We start from the raw sequence: 16,877 nt of genomic DNA, 5'->3' as shown, positions 1-16,877 counted from the left end.
CCCTGGTTGCGGACCATCGCGGACCACGTGGTCCGCGATGGTCCGCAACCAGGGGTCGCCAAGAGCGCAGGTCAGTGGGGGTGGTCCGCGATGGTCCGCGGTCCTGCGGATTGTGGGCACAACTTCAGTCGGTGGCGGTCCGCTGAGGGCTGAGGGTGATCCCGGTGTACGTCCGCACGCGGCTGTCACCGTCTCGTGGGCGCGTGAGGGTGAGTCGTGGGATCACTGACTGGAGATTGCGGCCGAACACCTGCTTGGTGCCGGGGCGTACTCCGTTGTCTTCAGCCCATTCGCGCCAGATGGCCCACAGGTTGTCGACGGGGATGGTGCAGGCAGGGCCGATGGTGCAGCGTTCGCGGATGAACGCTGAGGTCGGGGATGCGGTGTCCTGCATGGTGGTGACGGCCTCGCGGCTGGCTGCCGGTTCGGTGATCCGTCCGGTGTGCTGGAGTCGGGCGAGGCCGTCCAAAGCCCAGTTGAGGATGCCGGGCATCTCCGCGGTGAGCCGGTCCAGCAGGGTGGTGTCTTCTTTGCCGAGCCAGGAGAGGGTGAGGCTGAGGACGATGAACCGGCGGGCGATGACGCCGGATGAGTCGCCGAAGTGCGGCAGTTCGTTGGACAGCATCATGAGCCGGGTGGGCAGCTTGCCGGTCCACTGCTCGCGGTACTTGCGGTCAATGTCGATGGTGTCCTCACCAGAGATCGTGAGGAGCCGTTCGACGACCGCTGTGTTGTCGCCGCCGGACAGGCGTGCGTCCGAGATCAGGGCGAGCGGTTTGCCAATCAGGGTGGCCAGTCCGAAGTTCGTGCCTAGTCCGGCGAGGGTGGGGCCGGCGAGGTTGTTCTTGCCGACCAGCTCTTTGAGGACGCGGGCGATGGTGCCTTTGCCGGACCGGGATGGGCCGACCATGAGCAGGATCTTTTGCTGGTCGGTGCGCCCGGACAGCACGTAGCCGAACCATTCCTGGAGTGCCGCGATGGCATCGGGCCAGATCCTCGCCAGGAATCCCTCCCAGGCGGGAGCGGTGGCGTTCGGGTCGTAGGCGAAGGGCACGGAGACGTGGTTGAAGAACCCGGGCCCGTGCGGCAACAGGCCGCGGTCGCGGATGCGCAGCAGGCCGTTCGCACACGCCACGATCGGCCCCCACCTGGTGGTGTCGGCGCCTCCGCTGTCCAGCCAGGCCGGCGGGTCCACATCGGAGGGCAGCAGGGTGATGGAGCCGAGGGCGTCCAGAAGGTTGCTGATCTTCTGTTTGGTAGGGGCCCAGTCGCGTTCCTCAGTCTGCCCGTCCTTGACGGGCACGATGAACACGCCGTGTTCCAGCCGCTCGTACATGGCTTTGCGGATCTGGGCTTCGTCGATCTCATGCCAGTGGGTGCCGGTCCAGCTCATCCATGAGGCGCGCCAGCGGCGGCAGACGAGTTGTCCGTCCTCGGTCTGCCAGTCGGGCAGCAGGCGGCGGGCGACGGCGAGAGGGTTGGACGGCGGCGGCAGTTCCTCGGCGGCGGGTTCCTCGGGGGTCGGGGTGTCGGTCACCATGCGGTCCTCCCTTCAAGGGCTGTACGGACGCCCTTGCGGGCGGCGCCCTCTGGTGCGCCCACGCGCGGCCGTGGCGCGCCCTGTACGGCGCGCTGCGGGCTGTTTGCGCGGCTTTGTGGTGCTGTGTTCATGCCGTGCGCTCCCGGGCCGTCTGGAAGCCGTTGGCGACCGCGCGGCGGGCGTAGGCCTCGGGGACGTCGACCGACACGGCGGCGGTGACGATGTCCTCGCCGATGGCGTCGAGTCCGCAGGGTCCGGGGCAGCGGGTGTGCTGTGCGGCCAGGAAGCGGGCGACGCCGAAGGCCTGTGATCCGGCTCCGGATTCGGCGTGCTCGCGGACCCGGGCCAGGCCGCGTTCGAGGCCGGTGCGCACGTACTGCTCGGTGTGGCGGCAGCCGGCGGCGACGGTGCGGTCCCACGTGGCGCGCGGGGGTGAAGATGCCACCCCGCGCCGGGCGGGGGTGGCATCTTCACCTTCCACCAGGGCGCGGACGACGGGCGGCAGGACGGCCATGCGGCCGGTGCCGGGTCCGAGCCAGCGCGCGTACTGGCTGAGGGATTTGATGTCCACTCCGGGGCGCACGGCGTTCGCGGACGGCATGGCGCCGAGGTAGAGCCAGTGCTGTCCGCGCGTGGTGGCGACCACCCGCGTCGCGGGCAGGGATTGCCTCGCCCAGGCGATGGCGACGTGGTTGTCGAGGTCGACGACGGTGAGCCCGCATCCGCCGGGGTGGTAGGCGACGGCGACGGCCTCGCGCCATGCCGGGGCCCAGGCGGGTGAGGTGATCACGCCGGTGTCGAAGGTGGCGGCGGCCCAGGCGTGGCACGGGGCGGGGCAGGTGCAGGGGCCCGGGTTCTTCATGTTCGGGCGTCCGCCGCACGTGTTGCGCGTGCAGCTCGGGCAGTTGCCGAAGGGCACTTTCCCCTCGCGCAGCGGCAGCACGGGGACGCGGGCGGCGGCGAGCATGAGCGCTGCTCGCCGCGGGGTGGTGGGTTGGGTCATGCTGGTGACCTCCACGGTCCTGGTGGGCACGGGAGACAAGGGCGGCCCCGCGACATTGGCGTGGAGCAGGGGCCGCCCTTGGCGGATCTAGAACGGGGGTTCGTCGCTGTAGCCCGCGTCTGCGGCGGGCGCGTTCGTGCCCAGTCCGCCGGCCGAGGCGGGGGCGGCGGTGTTCCACGGGTCGTCGGCCGGGGCGGCGGCGGCCTTGCGGCCAGCGCGGGTGACGGTGGCCGTGGCGAACTGGAGCGAGGGGCCGATGTCGTCGACTTCCAGGCCGAGCATCGAGCGGTTCTCGCCCTGTTCGGTCTGCCAGTTGTGCTGACGCAGGCGGCCCGTGACGACCACGCGCATGCCCTTGGCCAGGCTTTCGGCGACGTGTTCGGCGAGGTCGCGCCAGGCCGTGCAGCGCAGGAACATCGCCGTGCCGTCCTGCCACTGGCCCGAGGTCTTGTCGTAGGTGCGCGGGGTGGAAGCGACGCTGAACTTGGCCAGTGCCGCACCGGACGGGGTGAAGCGCAGTTCCGGATCGTCGGTGAGGTTCCCGACGACGCTGATCGTGGTCTCTCCCACTGCCATGCGGATCACTCGCTTTCGAGGTTGATGATGCTCGGGACGGTTCGGGGTTCGGCGGTGACGTACAGGCGCATGCGCTGGCTGTCGCGGGCGGGGTAGCGGCGGAAGTCGCCGACGTGGAAGGCGGCGGCGAGGGTGGCGGTGATCTGGTCGGCGTCGCCGGGCGGGCAGATGATGCGGATCTCGAACACGGCTCCCTCTCGGGTCAGAACGGCGGATCGGTGAAGCAGGGGCAGGCGTGCGAGCGGGCGCCGCAGGCGGGGCACACCCACCGTTGGCGGGCCCAGCGCGGCCAGTTCGGCAGCCACAGGAACGCCAGCGGCAGGAACGGCGAACACGGGCAGTCGGCCGCCTCGGGTTCCTCGGCGCCGGGCGAGCCGTATTCGACCTCCCCATCGCCGCCGCAGTAGGGGCACAGGGGATCGGGCAGGCGGTGCACGGCGACCACGGAGCGCGGTCCCCGCGCCCGCCCGGCGGCGGGGTGGGAGACCCAGGCGGGGTGATAGCTGATCTCCAGGCGGTGCCGGGCGAGGAGGCGCCGGATCACCGGGTGTCCGTCCCGGCGAGGGCGTTCAGCCGCTGCGCGGCACGCAACAGCTTGAGGTCCAGGACGGCGGGCGGGTGGTTGGCGAAGGAGTGCAGGGCGACGGCGGCGGCGATGATGACGTCGCACAGTTCGTCGGCCACGTCGGCGGCGGTGTGGGTGGTGCCCTTGCGGGGGTTCTGGCCGACCGCGCCGATGTAGGCGGCGGCTGCCTCCCCGGCTTCCTCGGTCACCTTCAGCAGCCGCATCGCCCGCTCGTGCTCCCCCTCGCCGTTGGCGGCGTTCAGGGCGGCGACGATCCGTGCCGTGACCGGCCACAGGACGGTGTTCATACGGACTTCCCTTCAGCGGTGGGCAGTTCGGGCAGTCCGGCACTGGTGAGCGCCTGGACGTCGAAACCCGGCAGGGCGGCGCGGGCGGTGAGCGCGAGGGCGAGCTGTTCGGCGTAGGCGGCGCCGCTGCGGGCCACCTCGATCTGAGCCCCGGCGCGCAGGGCTTCCACGCGCTCGGTGTGGGCGTGTTCCTCGCGCCGCACGCTGGTGTCCCGTTCGTGGGCGAGCTGTTCGCGGCGGTCGGTGCGCCAGTAGCGGGCGGCCAGCGCGTAGGCGCCGGCCGTGGCCATCGACCACAGCAGCACGGGCAGCGGCAGCCCGTCGGCGTAACCGGCGACCCCGGCGAGGGCGAGCCCGCCGGACGCGGCGAAGGCGGTGCCAGCGATGACCGGGTCCCCGGCGCGGCCCACGCTGGCGCAGGCCCCGGCGGCAGCCGCGCCCAGGGACAGGGCGGTCATCAACACGGCGTTGCCCAGGGAGTGTTCGGCGCCGTTGGCGTTCCACACGCGGGCCAGCGCGAGCACGGTCGTGGTGGTGATGGCGGGTGCGGCCTTCGGTGCGGCGAGGGCGAGCCAGTGCCGCGCGACGATCGGTTCGTTCACGGCGGTCTCCTAGATGTTGCCGAGGGCGGCGACGACGGCTGAGGTCAGCTCGGTCATGGGGCCCGAGGCGCCGGTGGAGGCGAGGTAGAAGCCGAACATCACGGCGACGAACGCGGATCCGTAGCCGAGGGTCTTGGAGCGGAGCAGGAAGAACAGGACCAGGCCGAACAGGGCGACCAGGGAGACGGTGACGGCCATCAGCGGCTATCCCTTCGCGGCGGGCCGCCGGACGGCGGCGGGGGTGTCGGTGCCCGCGCGGTAGATGCGGGCCCAGCGGTTGTAGAGCCAGCGGCCGGCGCGGATGCGCTTGCCGGTGGCCTTGCAGCGGCGGCAGTTCTTGCCGCGCTTCAGGCGTCCTTTGCGGTCGGTCTTGAGCGCGTGGCCCATGCCGTGGCAGCGGCGGCAGTCGCCGAACGGCGAGGCCGCACACAGCCCGCCGTAACCGAGCGTGACGGCTATCAGGCAGGCGACAGCAAGGAGGATGGGGGTCATCGGGGGCCCTTCCAGGCGGTTTCCAGGGGTTTCCGCAGGTGGGGTGCTATCCGCTAGATCACAGGTGAGACCTGATTTCGGGTGCTAGCGGGGGTGCTACCGGTAGCAGGTGTCCGTGCTACCGGTAGCACGCGTTCGGACCTAGGCGGCGCCCGGCTTTTCGTTACGCTCCGCAATCGCCTTGAGGATGTCGGCGCGGACGATGCCCCGGCGGGTGGTGCGCATCCCGTCGTCGGTCGTCCCGGCGACGTCGCGGGTCTTGATGCCGTGCGGCTTCAGCGCGGACGTGACGTTCTCGCCCTTCCACCCGCCGTAGACGTCTTCGCGCAGTTCGGCCAGCCGTGCGGCGATCCGCTCGTTCCACACCCGCTCCTCGGACTCCGGAACGACCGCGGTGACGTCGGCGAGCAGGTCGTAGGACGGGCCGGCCGCGTCCTCGGGGCTCTCCCCCAGCGCGTAGCCGGACAGCAGTCCGGCGAGTTCGCGGGCCTTGCGGGCACGGGCGCCGATGGCTTCGGCGGCCGGGGCGTCCACGTAGACCGAGCCGACGATGCGGGCGTCCGAACCCTCGCCGATGAAGTAGTGGATGCCTTTATCGGCCCAGCTGAACATGGTTGCGCGGACACCCCGCTTGTAGGCGGACGTGCCGAGCACCATGTCGTTCTCCAACTGGCCCATGACCTTCAGACAGAACCGGGCCGATGCGTTCGCGGAGATGCCCGTGGGCAGCGCCTTCGCGTCCGGCCGCTGCGTGGCCAGCAGCAGCACGATCCCGGTCGCCGGGCCGCGCTTGACCAGGTCGGTGCAGATCTCTTCGAGTTCCTTGCCGTACTTGTCGTGCTCGAACCAGACCTGGCACTCATCCACCCCGACCACGATCGGGTGCAGTCCCAGTGACGCCATGTCCGCGAGCTGGGACGTCACCTTGGACTCCGGGCAGATGTCCCGCGGCAGGGTCCGGATCATCTTCGCCCGGCGCCGCAGTTCCTCGCGCAGCGCGCGCATGCCGCGCACCGCGTACTCGATGTCCTCCTCTTCGTCCCCGGCGCGGTGCCGGTGGCTCACCGCGTTGCCGACCGGGTCGAGGTCGCCGGTGCCTTTGAGGTCGTAGGTGTGCAGCTCCGCACGCGGGTCCAGTGCGGCGATGAGCAGCAGCAGGCGCAGGAGGAAGGTCTTGCCCATGCGGGGGATCGCGCCGATGACAGCCGCGATGTACATGAGCGTGATCTCGACCCAGCGTCCGCGCTGGTCGGTGCCGAACGCGACCGGCTTGAACAGGTCGACCGTGCCGGACTTCAGCAGCGGCCATGCGGGCTTCTTCGCCTTGGACATGTCCTGATCGCCGACCCACAGCACCAGGTGCCCGGTGTGCTCGTCGGAGACGGCCTCCGGCCACACGCAGCCCAGCGGGCGGCGCAGGCCGGACGCCAAGCGCTCGCGGCGCTCGATCACGTCGGTGACGGTGACGCCGTAGGGCAGGTTCCCCTGAGCGCGCCAACCGGGTCCGTCGCGGGTGATCGGGGCGGTGAACTCGAACCCGTCGCGCCCCTTGCCCTGCGCCTGGTTGATCGCCGGAATGCCCAGCGCCCCCAGTGCCCGCAGCACGATGTCCGAGGTGAGCTTGGACGCCTTCGGGACTTCCACAGCCCTGTGGATGACCGGCGAGTCTGCCTTACGGCCGGCCGACCCGAGCGCCAGAACCACAGCACCCACCGAGAGAGCCTGGAGCCAGTCAGGCCCGAGGACGTAGATGGCGAGCGCTAAGCCGAGTCCGACGAACATGGCAAGAACCGCCACGATAGTGCGGAGCCGGACGCGGCCGTCACGCTGCCGGGAGAGCTTCAGGTACTCCGCCGCGTCCTCGCGGCGCACGGCGGCGAGGCGGACCGGTTCGCCCTCGCGGTCGGCGACCCACCGCATCGTGCCGCCAGCGAACCGGGCCAGCCCGGTCGGGGCCTGGAAGGTGAGCCGGGCGGCGTAGACCGGGGAGCGCAGGGCGTGGTACCCGGCCGCGTGGACGTAGTGCCGGGCCACCCAGGCGGAAGCGGTCTTGAGTTCGGCGAGCGAGCGCAGCCACAGCGGGACCACGTCGCGGCGCCTGGCGGCGGCGAGGCGGCCGAGGTAACCCGGACCGGTCGCGGTCGGCGTCTTGCGGTCGACCATGACGCGGAACGGGTCGAGGTCCCCGCTGCCCTGCGAGTCGGCCACGTAGATCGTGTCGTGGGCCGACTCGGTCTGTCCGGAGTCGGCCGACCGGTCGCCCGACTCGGTGCGGGCCGACCGCGCCTTGCCGAGGTCGACCACCTCGCCGCCGGAACCGGCGCTCATCTCTGCTTCGAGTCGGTTGAACAGTTCGTTGTCGTCGGGGTGGTTCACTGAGGTTCCTTCCACTTTCGGGTGTGAGGAAAGGCGGGCCCTGCCGTCGCTGTAGGAGGTGGGCGGCAGGGCCCGTGTGCTGATGGTCGTGCGGGAGGCGTACGCAACCGATACGTCGGCTGTATCGCGTCCTGGTATCGGCCGCCCGTGCCGTTGGTACGGGCTCTAGGCCGCGTGGGCGGCGGTGCGGGCCAGTGCTGCGGTGACGCGTTCGCCGATCCACTGGGCGACGTTGCAGGACACGGCGTTTCCGGCCTGCATGGTCTGTTCGCCCTTGTTGCCGTGGACGATGTAGTCGGCCGGGAAGCGCTGCGCGAGCAGCTGTTCGCGCGGCTGGATCATCCGGTAGTGGCAGTCGTCCAGCTCCGGTGCCGGGCCGAGCAGTCCGGCAGAGTCCTTCGTGCCGAGGGTGTGCAGCGGTTCGCCGGCCGACTTGGCGAGCGCGTTGCGGTAGGGGATGACGAGCCAGTGGTGCCGTCCCTGCCCGGTCACCGTGTCGACCGGTGTGGAGACCGGGCGGGTGGTGGCGTTGCGGCGCAGCGTGACGATGAACGAGTCGTCGACGGGCGGCGGGGTCAGCAGTGCCTCGAATCCTTTGGGGTTGGCCAGCCGGGTGCGCATCGGCTCGCCCGTCAGGGTCGGGGTGGTGTTCCAGGTTCCCCCGGTCGGTACGAGGACCGCGTCGCCGATCTTCACCGTGCGGGCCGCGAGCGGCGCCGTGTCGGCGGGGACCGCGCGGCCGTCGTGCCCGCCGTGGTTGACCGTGAGGACCATCCGGGCCTCGCCGAGCAGGTTCAGCCCGGCACGGATGCGCTTGACCGTGTTCGCGGCCAGCGGGCGCAGCCCGTGCGCACCGCGGTCGCCGATCCGCACACCGAGGTTCGTCCAGTCGATGATGGACGCGGCCGGCCGCACGTACGGCTCCACCAGGGCGTGACGGCAGACAGCGTTCGGGCAGCGGTAGTCGTACTGCTGCTTGTACTTGCCCACCCGGCGGCCGTTACGCCAGGTCTGCACCGCCCGCACGTCCTCACCGCACTCGGTGCAGTGGGCCAGCGGTGAGGGCGTGAGATCGGGGACGGGGACGTCGGTGCGGGTGAACACGATGTAGATGCGGTCACGCCACTGAGGTGCCGGGAGGTTGTCTCCGTCGCCGATGTGGGCGGAGGACACCGAGACGACCTGGGAGCGGTAGCCGAGCAGTTCCATGCCGCCGCGCCACCAGTCGAACAGCTCCCAGTCCACGGCGAATTCAAGAACGTTCTCGCACAGGACGGCCGCGTAGCGGTGTACCTCGGTCGCCCGGATCACGTCGTAGGCGGTGGCCCGGGTGCGCTCCCAGCCCGCGTCCTCCACCGACCCGTACTCCCCCAGTTCCAGGGAGAGCTGGCCGTGGGTGCGGCGCCTGCCGCCGGCCGGGGAGATCTCGGTGCAGATCGGCGAGGCCCACAGGATGTCGGTCTTGGGCAGGCGCCGCATGTCGTAGTTGTTGATGTCCGCGCACAGGTGGTCCGCCTGGCGGTGATTGGCAGCGTGCGTCTCCACCGCGCGCTTCCAGTGATTGGCGGCCAGGCGCAGTTCGAGCCCGGCGCCGACCAGGCCCGTGGAGGACCCGCCCGCGCCGCAGAACAGATCGGTGAACGTCAGACTCATGCCTGATCTCCCATTCAAGGTCAGAGGTCGAACAGGCCCGGTGGCTCGACCACCGGGGCGGCGGCGCGGCGGATGGCGGCCGTGTAGCACTCCGGGCACCACGCCCGCAGCTCGGACGGCGGCAGGGTGACGGCTCGGGTGGGCGGCGTGGTCGGGTCGGCCGGGGCGGCCATCAGGCGGATGCGGTGACCGTGCTTGCTGGTGTAGCCGTCGTGCTCGCGCGGGCAGCGACCCTCGCCCTTGGCGTGCGGGTTGCCGCACTGGCCCGAGCACTGGCAGCGGCGGCCGGCGACTTCCATCACCGGCAGCCATGTGGCGACGGCGGCGAGAGGTTCGCTCATGCGGCCACCGCCACGGCCGGGGCACTCGCGCGGGCGCCGGTGCGGCCGGAACGGCGGCCGGTGACGGTGGCGAACAGCCAGCCCAGACCCGCCCGGCGCAGCCCGGCCCGCCCCTGCTTGGCCGCGTACATGGCCTCATCCGATCGCCGTAGCAGACCGGACAAGCCGTCCTCGGGGAAGTCCGCCGCCCGTACCCAGCCGAGCGAGACCGTGGTGTGCACGGCGGGGTCGTGGCCGTCGATGGGGCGGGCGAGGATGCTGTGGAGCACGGCGAGCAGGTCGGCAGCGGTGCCGTGCTCGTCGATGAGGACGGCGGCGAACTCATCGCCCCCGAGCCTTCCCGCGACCCCGGCACGGCCGACGTGCCGGGCCAGCCGTTCGGCGGTCGCCTTCAGCAGCGCGTCCCCGGCGGCGTGCCCATGGGTGTCGTTGATCTGCTTGAAGCGGTCGACGTCGGCGAGGACGACGACCGCGCGCGGATCCCTCAGCAGGATCGTGGCCCGGCGGGTGAACCCGTCCCGGGTCACCAGGCCCGTCAGTGGGTCACGGCGGGCCGTGTTCAGGCAGCCGAGCAGCCAGCGCACGTGCACCGCCCATCCGGCGGCCAGCGGTGCGGCAGAAAGCAGGAGCGTGGCGAGGGTGTTCACGCGGCAACCTCCTGGCCGTCGTCGGACGGGTCTGTGACGGGGTGCAGGGCTCGGCCGTCGGCCCGCTCCGCGAGCAGCGCGTCGCGCACCTGCCGGGCCGGCCCCGAGCCGCAGCGCAGCGCCTTGCGGAGCGCTTCGGCGTTCACGTCGGCGTCCGCCCAGTCGGCCGTGACCGTGCGGGCCTCGGCGAGCAGATCAGCCGTAGTGCGCTGGGCAGCCTTGGCCCTGCCCTTGCCCGTGGCACCGGACGGCTTGCGGGCGGGCTTCGCCCGCTCCTGCGGGGGACGGGCGGACGCCGGGTCCGGCTCAGGCTGGCCCGTGTCGCCGGTCGGGTCGGGGTGGGTGTACTGGCCCAGCCGCAACAGCACCCGCTCACGCTCCGGGGCGGTCTTGCGCCAGTCCTTGCCGTACTGCTCGCGCATCGCCGCACGGTCGAGCAGACGGCGCTTCTCCAGCTCAAGCGCCGTGCTGTAGGAAGTGACCTCCCACAGCGCCATACGCCGCCACAGGGCGTAGGTGGAGAAGGGGGCGTGCAGCCAGCGGGACTTGCGGATCTTCTCCATCCGGCGGCCCGTCGCCGCGCCGATGCGGACCGCGTACATGTGCGCGGCGATCTCGGAGAACACCACCCACAGCAGCGGCATCGTGCCGTGCGCGACCTTCGCGGCCACCTCGCGGCCGGCCGCGACGTTCAGCCAGCACGTGACCAGGGTGAGCGCCCAGGGCACAAACCGCACCCAGGCCAGCGGCATCCCCAGCCGGATGAGCAGCAGGTTCGCCGCGGTGAACACGGGGATGGCCCCGTCGATGCCCACGGGGAGCATCCACGGGTGCCCGAAGTCCCAGCGCACGGCGGCACCGGTCACCGCGTCGAACGACGATGCCAGACCCAGGGCGCCCACACCGGCGGCGGCCAGCGCGGCCAGGCCCATGGCGCCCTTCTCCGCCCGCTTCAGCGGCGGCACCCCGGCGGGGGTGGTGTTCGGTTCGGCCGTCATGACGCGCCCCCCGGCAACGGCGGGTTGGACAAAGCAGTCAATACCGCGATCTCGTCCCCGGTGAGCACGGTCCGGTCGTTCATGGCGTGCGCCACGGTGCGGATCTCGGGCCACAGGTGGCCGACCTTGCGGCGCGCCATGCCCTGGACCATCCCCCAGGACTTGCCACCTGCGGGAACGTGGTCCCGTCCGAGACGGAACCCGAACCGCGCGAGGATGTCGACGGCCTGCTCACGGTCGTGCGGTGCCGAGCAGGCGGCAGCGCGCTCCGGCGTCCACAGCCCGTGGGCCAGCAGGTAGCCGACCTGTGCGATCTCCCCGGCGGCTGCCTGTGCGGCGAACCGCCAAGCGTGGGTCTCGCCGAGGTCGTACGTGGTGCTGCCCGTCATCGCCCAGCGGCCGTTCTCGGCCGTCCAGGCAACAACCTCGCTGGTCACCACGCGGATGCCGTAGGACATGGCCAGCACGGCGTGACCGGCCTCATGGAAGGCCACGCTTAACCGGGCGTGCTCGTAGGGAAGCGCGCTGGACAGCAGGGGCTTGGGCCGGCCGGTGTGGTCGGCCAGCACCTCGGGGCGAGCGGCCGTCGTCAGCATGCGGCACCTCGCGAAAGGCTCGCGGTGGACGTGCTGTTGGCGAGGTCCCGGCGCAGGGTCAGCACCCGGTTCCGGGCCCGGCGCAGGCGCCGGGTGTCCACCTCGCTCGGGACACGGTCAAGGGTCGTGATCTGAACGTCCAACAGGTCGACCTCCGCCAGGATCAGCGGAATCTCCCGCTCGATGACGTCCAGTTCGGCGTCCGAGGGTTCGCGGTCGGTGTCGGCGGTAACGCCCGCCTGAACAGCACCGATGTACTTCATTGGGTCGTGTTCCTCTCACAGAGTGAACGGCCCGTCAGCGGCCCCGGGTCTGGACACTCGGGGCCGCGCGCCGTTGGAAACCAGGACTTCCGGCTCCCCGCTGCCTCGCCCGTACGACCAGCGCACGAAGCACGATCGGCCGGGCGAGGGAGGCAACCGGTCGCAGCGCTCACCGCTGCGATGGCAGGAAGAAGGCGAACCGGTTTGGCCGTGAGGGCATAAGCCCCACTCACTGGCTCAGGTGTTGCATAGGCGCCGCCGGCCGATCCATCACGACGGCGCCCAAAGAGTTCGTCGAAGCATCGAAACTCCCAGCTCGAAGAGGCACGGAACATCACTGCAAGGGGGACCACGTCCCCACACGCCGGCCGTTGCTCGCGGTCGCCGGGCCACCTCGCCAGTACGGGCCGAAGCCCTGTTCTTCCTGGCCTTCAGCGGGATTGCAGCGTCCCCGCCTTCCACACATGCGGCATGAAGCCGCCTTCCGGCCGGGATGTCTCACCCTGCCGTTGCAGTACCTGTTTTACAGGTACTGCATGAGGGTCCGTCAAGTGTGCCGCCGGAACCTTTTGGTGTCGCGCCAGAACTTGTTGACGCATCCTCAGAATCGCCCCAGGTCAGGGGAGTTGTGCACCACCAGCGTGGACAGCTCAGGGAGTTCTGGATACCGTCAAGAGGTCCCTAGAAGTCCCACCGGGGGTGCGGATGCCCAACGAACGCTTACGGTCTGCTCTGTTAGCGCGAGGCATGACGGTTCAGGGATTGGCCGAGGTGATCGAGGTCAACCCCAAGACCGTGGAACGCTGGATCACGCAGGGCAAAGTGCCGTATCGACGTCACCAGTACGCGACGGCCGCTGCGCTGAGGGTCGATGTCACGTCGCTCTGGCAGGACAACCGCACCATCGACAGCGCAATCGACCTGGCCAAAGCCGAGATTGGCACCGTCTACCCGCACCGGCACACCGTTCCGTCCGGGTTGTGGCGCGAGATCTACGGCAAGGCGCAGACGTCTCTTGACGTGCTCGTCTATTCCGGCCTTTTCCTGTCAGAAGACCCTCTGTTCCACGACCTCCTCAAAGCCAAGTTGGCGACCGGCGTCCGGGTGCGCATCCTGCTCGGGGACCCGGGTAGTGCTGCCGTCCGGCAACGCGGCATAGATGAGGGACACGGGATCATGGACGGCAAGATCCGCAACGCCATGGTGCTCTATCGCCCGCTCATGAGGAGTCATCCAGGCATCGGATTCCGGCTCCACGACTCGACTCTCTACAACTCGATCTACCGGTCCGATGACGAGATGCTTGTCAACCCGCACGTCTATGGCATCGGCGCCTACATGGCCCCCGTTCTGCACCTACGGCGCCTGGCTGACGGCGGGTTGTTCGACACGTACGCGAATAGCATCGAGCACACCTGGGGCAACGCGCGTCAAATCACAGACGCGGACTTTACGAGCAAATTGGGAGCTTGACCATGGGACGGATCGACTACCTGCACGATCCCGACGCGCCGCCGGCCAACTCGGTCGTACCGTCCGTCGTTGCACTCGTACGGAACGCTGCGGGAGACGTCCTCATGATCCGGCGGTCCGACAATGGCCGTTGGGCATTGCCTGGCGGTGGTCACGACGTCGGAGAGTCCATCAGTGACACGGTGGTCCGGGAAGTCTGGGAAGAAACCGGGATAAAGGCGGAAGTCCTCGACGTCTCCGGGATCTACACGGATCCGGGTCACGTGATGAAGTACGACGATGGTGAGGTACGGCAACAGTTCAGCATTTGTTTCCGCGCCCGCCTCCTCGGAGGGGAGGCACGCACGAGCAGCGAATCAACAGAGGTCCGCTGGTTCGCCCCAGCGGACCTCACCGCGCTGGATATCCACCCGACGATGCGGCTCCGGATCGAGCACGCCTTGGAGGGGAAGCGCAGTACTCCCTACATCGGTTGAGACTTAGCAGCGGCGACCCGTTCGAGAACCCTCGACGTACTGGCAAGGATCTCGGGCTCGGCTCGACGAATGAAAGTCCCGATCAAGCTGTCAGGCCCGTAGCGTCCGGTGATCTCGTTCACTCGGTCGATCGGGTTCGTGGGTGTGCCGTCGGGTGTGGTGTTCATATCGCAGAAGCAGAGCGCGTCGTTCAAGTGCGCACTCTCGCGTGCGAATTCGGCCTCAAGCTCCTCGCGCATGCCGCGTGCCTCTGCTTCCATCCAGGCGCAGGAGTGGTGAGCAACCAGGTTAATGAGCCGCGCGTCGGCGCCAGCCACGTCCCGGAGGTAGCGCGCACCGTCCAGCGGGTGAAAGCCCGTCTTAGCCAGGTCCGGGGCGTAACCGATGTCGTGCAAGACGGCCGCGGCCTCCAACAGGTCCGCGTCCTGGTCGAGAACCAGCGCGATCGTGCGCGCCCTCTCAGCAACCCCGAGACAGTGCTTCCAGCGACGTGGCAGCGGCTCGGCTAGGAGGGACTCGGCCAAGGGATAGGCCCATTCCGTCAGCTTCGGCAAGCTACAAACGCTCCTCTCGCGCTGGCACGGCACGGACTTTCCGCACCTTGCCCTGCCCTCCCCCTGCCAACACGCCGGCCGTCTCCAACTTCTCCAGGGCTTTCGTCACCGTGGGACGTGAGACCCCGAACCGTTCGGCCAACGTGGAAGCACTCGGGAACGCTTCCCCCACTTCAAGCCCTTCAGCCGTGATGATGTCCGCGATCTGCTGATCGAGGGGACGCCGGTCCACTGGCACGCCCTCGCGCACAACACGCCACCGTTCACCCGGTACGGGTTCGGCTACGCCCTCCTGCCGAAGCACACCGAATGCACGGAGAGCGACCCCACGCGAGACGTCGTGGTCCCGCATGACCTCGGCCAGGGACGGCAGCTCCGTCATCTTCGGGTCATCGTCGATCTGCTGCTTCACAGAGTTGGCAATCTTCAGGAAGGTTCCCCGAGGGTTGGGCTGCTGCGACACTCGATCTCCCTCTCCGTTCGCCCGTCAGCACTCCCAAGGCTCCCACGAGTTGCGGCCGAGGCGGAGGGACGTACCACCCCGCCGCATGAGCACGCGGCGCTTGGGATCACCTCTGCATGCGCTTGACGATCTTTTCCTCCGCACTATCAATTGCGGCTTGCGCAGCTACGAATGCATCCAGGCAAGCTGAACGCATCTCCTCCAGCGCACGCATGCAAATAAGCGACTCAATGGTGGGACCGTCAGGATTTCCTTGCACTGCATGCGAAAAGGTGACCTGCAACAGTGAACTAAGCGCCAAGTCGGCAGGCCAAGTTAGATCGACATTGATCTTTCCGGCATGCCGCAATGTTACGCCGCGCATTTCGATATAATTGCGGCCGAGCCCCCTGGCGCCACAATGCACTTCACTACTGGCTGACTGATAGTGGGGCCTAACGTGGCTCAAGGATGCTTTTTCTTCTAGCGCGCGCAGATTATCATCGGGCGAAAACTTCTTAGCCCAACCGTACTCACGCCTAAATTCCTGCCCATACTTGGCGATTACCTCGTCATACCTGGCTTCAAGATCATCGAGGTATTCCTGTTCAAGTGGCTCTTCGCCGAGGATCTCGTGATCCTTCTGAAACTGGAGAGCATCTCGTCGCAAAGTCACGATTTCGTGATCCAGGAACCGTTCAGCCAGGTCGCTGTGATCCTGGTCAGCAGCCGAATCCGCGATGACGCAAGCGATAACGGCCGCCTCGTGCAGCGTGCGGCAACGCGCCAAGGCTCCCCTGGGATAACCCTGAGACAGAAGGGCCAGAACCTCGCCCGCGATGCGAGACGCACTGACATGAAGACCCGTGAGCGCTTCCAGCGTATGTTTCTGAGCAGAGGTCAGGTCTTCGCGCTCTCTATTTGCAACCTTTTCACCCAGTTCGGTTGAGACAGCATGAACTACGCCATAGAGATCGAAAGCTCGTCCCCACTGCTTCCGCATCCGCTTGTTATACCCCCTCTCCATGCGCTTGTTACCCCTCAAAGACCGCTTATTTCGCATCATCGAGGCGGCCAATTCGGGCGCCATGTCATCGATGAATCGAGGAACCGTTTTGGAGACCAGCTCATCGACGCGCTCAAGGTCAAATCCATCGCGGACTTTATCCATCACAGCGTCACTAATCATTCGGGAGAAGAATTCATCGTCGTCGACAGGGCGTGAGCGGCTGAATTTTTTGAACATTGGGACCTCTATGGCTAAGTTTGGTCGGCATCTTAGCTGTCCAGTAACCACCTCCGTGCTGATTTTTCGGCACACTCAGGATGAGATCTGCGGGTAAGGCCGGCGCGGGCGGCGTTGACGCCACCACGGCTGGCAGTGCTTCTCACGGCGATCTTGGACAACGTAGAGCTGTACGTCCCGACCTGTCTTGTGGCAGACGATGTTGCTCGGCAAGAGCTGCTCTCGTTCCGCCCCCTGCTTCGGTCAGGACTTGTTCCCGAGTGCACCCCCACGGGCGCTTGCCCGGAAGGCCCAGTGCATGAGCAGGGCGTGAGCCCACAGCATGGGTGGTGGGAAACCGATGAATCCGTAGGCCACAGTTCGCCTGAGAAGCACGAGCTGTGCGCACTCTCCGGAACCTCGACGAACGCACCCCGGCCGACAACGAGGCCGACGCCCGTACCGCCGCGCAGCCGGGAACCGTCGCTGGACTGGACATCACCGCCGATGCCACTGGTTTGACGCTGTTCGCGACGGTGCGGCGCGCTGACGAGGCGGGGTGAAGCCCGCAGTCGGCTTCGCGTTCGTCGCCGACACTGTCGCTGCTTGAGGAGCAAACTCACGCGACTTCACGAAGTCACGGACCAATTGTCCAAGCCTTGGCACCGACCTATCAGTGCGCTGTCGAGGTCGGTACACGATTCGCCGGATGAGCGCTTTCCTCGACTTAGCGATGGCCGCCAACTC

22 protein-coding genes are annotated in these 16,877 nt (G+C 68.6%); 3 read left to right on the top strand and 19 right to left on the bottom strand.

The features are described 5' to 3' along the window. Positions 1-124 precede the first annotated feature (124 nt). The 16 genes from ACF07B_RS26120 to ACF07B_RS26045 form a co-directional block, all read right to left on the bottom strand. The gene (locus tag ACF07B_RS26120) at positions 125-1,540 is read right to left on the bottom strand and encodes a phage/plasmid primase, P4 family (RefSeq protein WP_392180731.1); all 1,416 of its coding nucleotides are present in this window, start codon (positions 1,538-1,540) and stop codon (positions 125-127) included. 127 nt (positions 1,541-1,667) lie between these two features. Beyond that, positions 1,668-2,543: a DNA primase gene (locus ACF07B_RS26115; RefSeq protein WP_392180730.1), complete on the bottom strand. Its 876-nt coding sequence runs from the start codon at positions 2,541-2,543 to the stop codon at positions 1,668-1,670. 87 nt (positions 2,544-2,630) lie between these two features. Further along, entirely contained in the window at positions 2,631-3,119 is a 489-nt protein-coding gene (locus ACF07B_RS26110; RefSeq protein ID WP_392180729.1) for a single-stranded DNA-binding protein, read from the bottom strand. Between the two features lie 5 nt (positions 3,120-3,124). Beyond that, the gene (locus ACF07B_RS26105) at positions 3,125-3,307 is read right to left on the bottom strand and encodes a hypothetical protein (RefSeq protein ID WP_392180728.1); all 183 of its coding nucleotides are present in this window, start codon (positions 3,305-3,307) and stop codon (positions 3,125-3,127) included. A 14-nt stretch (positions 3,308-3,321) separates the two neighbouring features. After that, positions 3,322-3,663 (bottom strand): hypothetical protein, encoded by a 342-nt coding sequence (locus ACF07B_RS26100; RefSeq protein ID WP_392180727.1) that lies wholly within the window; start codon positions 3,661-3,663, stop codon positions 3,322-3,324. Further along, complete coding sequence (locus tag ACF07B_RS26095; RefSeq protein WP_392180726.1) at positions 3,660-3,992, bottom strand: hypothetical protein; 333 nt, start codon at positions 3,990-3,992, stop codon at positions 3,660-3,662. Before ACF07B_RS26095 ends, ACF07B_RS26100 begins: the two co-directional genes overlap by 4 nt. Further along, entirely contained in the window at positions 3,989-4,594 is a 606-nt protein-coding gene (locus ACF07B_RS26090; RefSeq protein WP_392180725.1) for a hypothetical protein, read from the bottom strand. The genes ACF07B_RS26095 and ACF07B_RS26090 overlap by 4 nt, the downstream gene beginning before the upstream one ends. A 9-nt stretch (positions 4,595-4,603) precedes the next feature. Next, on the bottom strand, positions 4,604-4,792 hold the full coding sequence (locus ACF07B_RS26085; protein WP_392180724.1) for a hypothetical protein: 189 nt from the start codon (positions 4,790-4,792) through the stop codon (positions 4,604-4,606). Between the two features lie 6 nt (positions 4,793-4,798). Continuing rightward, positions 4,799-5,086, bottom strand: coding sequence for a hypothetical protein (locus ACF07B_RS26080; protein ID WP_392180723.1), 288 nt, complete (start codon positions 5,084-5,086; stop codon positions 4,799-4,801). Between the two features lie 141 nt (positions 5,087-5,227). After that, positions 5,228-7,462 (bottom strand): cell division protein FtsK, encoded by a 2,235-nt coding sequence (locus ACF07B_RS26075; RefSeq protein WP_392180722.1) that lies wholly within the window; start codon positions 7,460-7,462, stop codon positions 5,228-5,230. A 165-nt stretch (positions 7,463-7,627) separates the two neighbouring features. Next, positions 7,628-9,115: a DNA cytosine methyltransferase gene (locus ACF07B_RS26070; protein ID WP_392180721.1), complete on the bottom strand. Its 1,488-nt coding sequence runs from the start codon at positions 9,113-9,115 to the stop codon at positions 7,628-7,630. A gap of 20 nt (positions 9,116-9,135) precedes the next feature. Next, the gene (locus ACF07B_RS26065) at positions 9,136-9,456 is read right to left on the bottom strand and encodes a hypothetical protein (protein ID WP_392180720.1); all 321 of its coding nucleotides are present in this window, start codon (positions 9,454-9,456) and stop codon (positions 9,136-9,138) included. Continuing rightward, complete coding sequence (locus ACF07B_RS26060) at positions 9,453-10,103, bottom strand: GGDEF domain-containing protein (RefSeq protein ID WP_392180719.1); 651 nt, start codon at positions 10,101-10,103, stop codon at positions 9,453-9,455. Before ACF07B_RS26060 ends, ACF07B_RS26065 begins: the two co-directional genes overlap by 4 nt. Continuing rightward, positions 10,100-11,101, bottom strand: coding sequence for a DUF2637 domain-containing protein (locus tag ACF07B_RS26055; RefSeq protein WP_392180718.1), 1,002 nt, complete (start codon positions 11,099-11,101; stop codon positions 10,100-10,102). Before ACF07B_RS26055 ends, ACF07B_RS26060 begins: the two co-directional genes overlap by 4 nt. Further along, positions 11,098-11,697, bottom strand: a complete 600-nt coding sequence (locus ACF07B_RS26050) for a hypothetical protein (RefSeq protein WP_392180717.1) — start codon at positions 11,695-11,697, stop codon at positions 11,098-11,100. Before ACF07B_RS26050 ends, ACF07B_RS26055 begins: the two co-directional genes overlap by 4 nt. Continuing rightward, on the bottom strand, positions 11,691-11,960 hold the full coding sequence (locus ACF07B_RS26045) for a DUF6284 family protein (protein WP_392180716.1): 270 nt from the start codon (positions 11,958-11,960) through the stop codon (positions 11,691-11,693). Before ACF07B_RS26045 ends, ACF07B_RS26050 begins: the two co-directional genes overlap by 7 nt. Before the next feature lie 705 nt (positions 11,961-12,665). On the opposite strand from ACF07B_RS26045, the gene ACF07B_RS26040 reads away from it, so the two are divergent. Both ACF07B_RS26040 and ACF07B_RS26035 read left to right on the top strand, forming a co-directional pair. Then, entirely contained in the window at positions 12,666-13,433 is a 768-nt protein-coding gene (locus tag ACF07B_RS26040) for an XRE family transcriptional regulator (protein WP_392180715.1), read from the top strand. A gap of 2 nt (positions 13,434-13,435) precedes the next feature. Further along, positions 13,436-13,909, top strand: coding sequence for an NUDIX domain-containing protein (locus tag ACF07B_RS26035; RefSeq protein WP_392180714.1), 474 nt, complete (start codon positions 13,436-13,438; stop codon positions 13,907-13,909). Here the strand turns inward: ACF07B_RS26035 and ACF07B_RS26030 are convergent. The 3 genes from ACF07B_RS26030 to ACF07B_RS26020 form a co-directional block, all read right to left on the bottom strand. Beyond that, positions 13,897-14,463, bottom strand: coding sequence for an HD domain-containing protein (locus ACF07B_RS26030; protein WP_392180713.1), 567 nt, complete (start codon positions 14,461-14,463; stop codon positions 13,897-13,899). The genes ACF07B_RS26035 and ACF07B_RS26030 overlap by 13 nt on opposite strands. Position 14,464: 1 nt before the next feature. Continuing rightward, positions 14,465-14,926: a GntR family transcriptional regulator gene (locus tag ACF07B_RS26025; RefSeq protein ID WP_392180712.1), complete on the bottom strand. Its 462-nt coding sequence runs from the start codon at positions 14,924-14,926 to the stop codon at positions 14,465-14,467. A gap of 106 nt (positions 14,927-15,032) precedes the next feature. After that, positions 15,033-16,151 carry a DUF5677 domain-containing protein gene (locus ACF07B_RS26020; protein WP_392180711.1) on the bottom strand — a complete coding sequence of 373 codons (1,119 nt, stop codon included), beginning with the start codon at positions 16,149-16,151 and terminating at the stop codon, positions 15,033-15,035. A gap of 380 nt (positions 16,152-16,531) precedes the next feature. On the opposite strand from ACF07B_RS26020, the gene ACF07B_RS26015 reads away from it, so the two are divergent. Further along, the gene (locus ACF07B_RS26015; RefSeq protein WP_392180710.1) at positions 16,532-16,693 is read left to right on the top strand and encodes a hypothetical protein; all 162 of its coding nucleotides are present in this window, start codon (positions 16,532-16,534) and stop codon (positions 16,691-16,693) included. Positions 16,694-16,877: the final 184 nt, after the last annotated feature.

Source organism: Streptomyces sp. NPDC015532, assembly GCF_043078065.1.
Taxonomy (GTDB): Bacteria; Actinomycetota; Actinomycetes; order Streptomycetales; family Streptomycetaceae; genus Streptomyces.
Note: the sequence above shows the minus strand (reverse complement) of the source record. Positions and strands in the feature narration are given on the sequence as shown.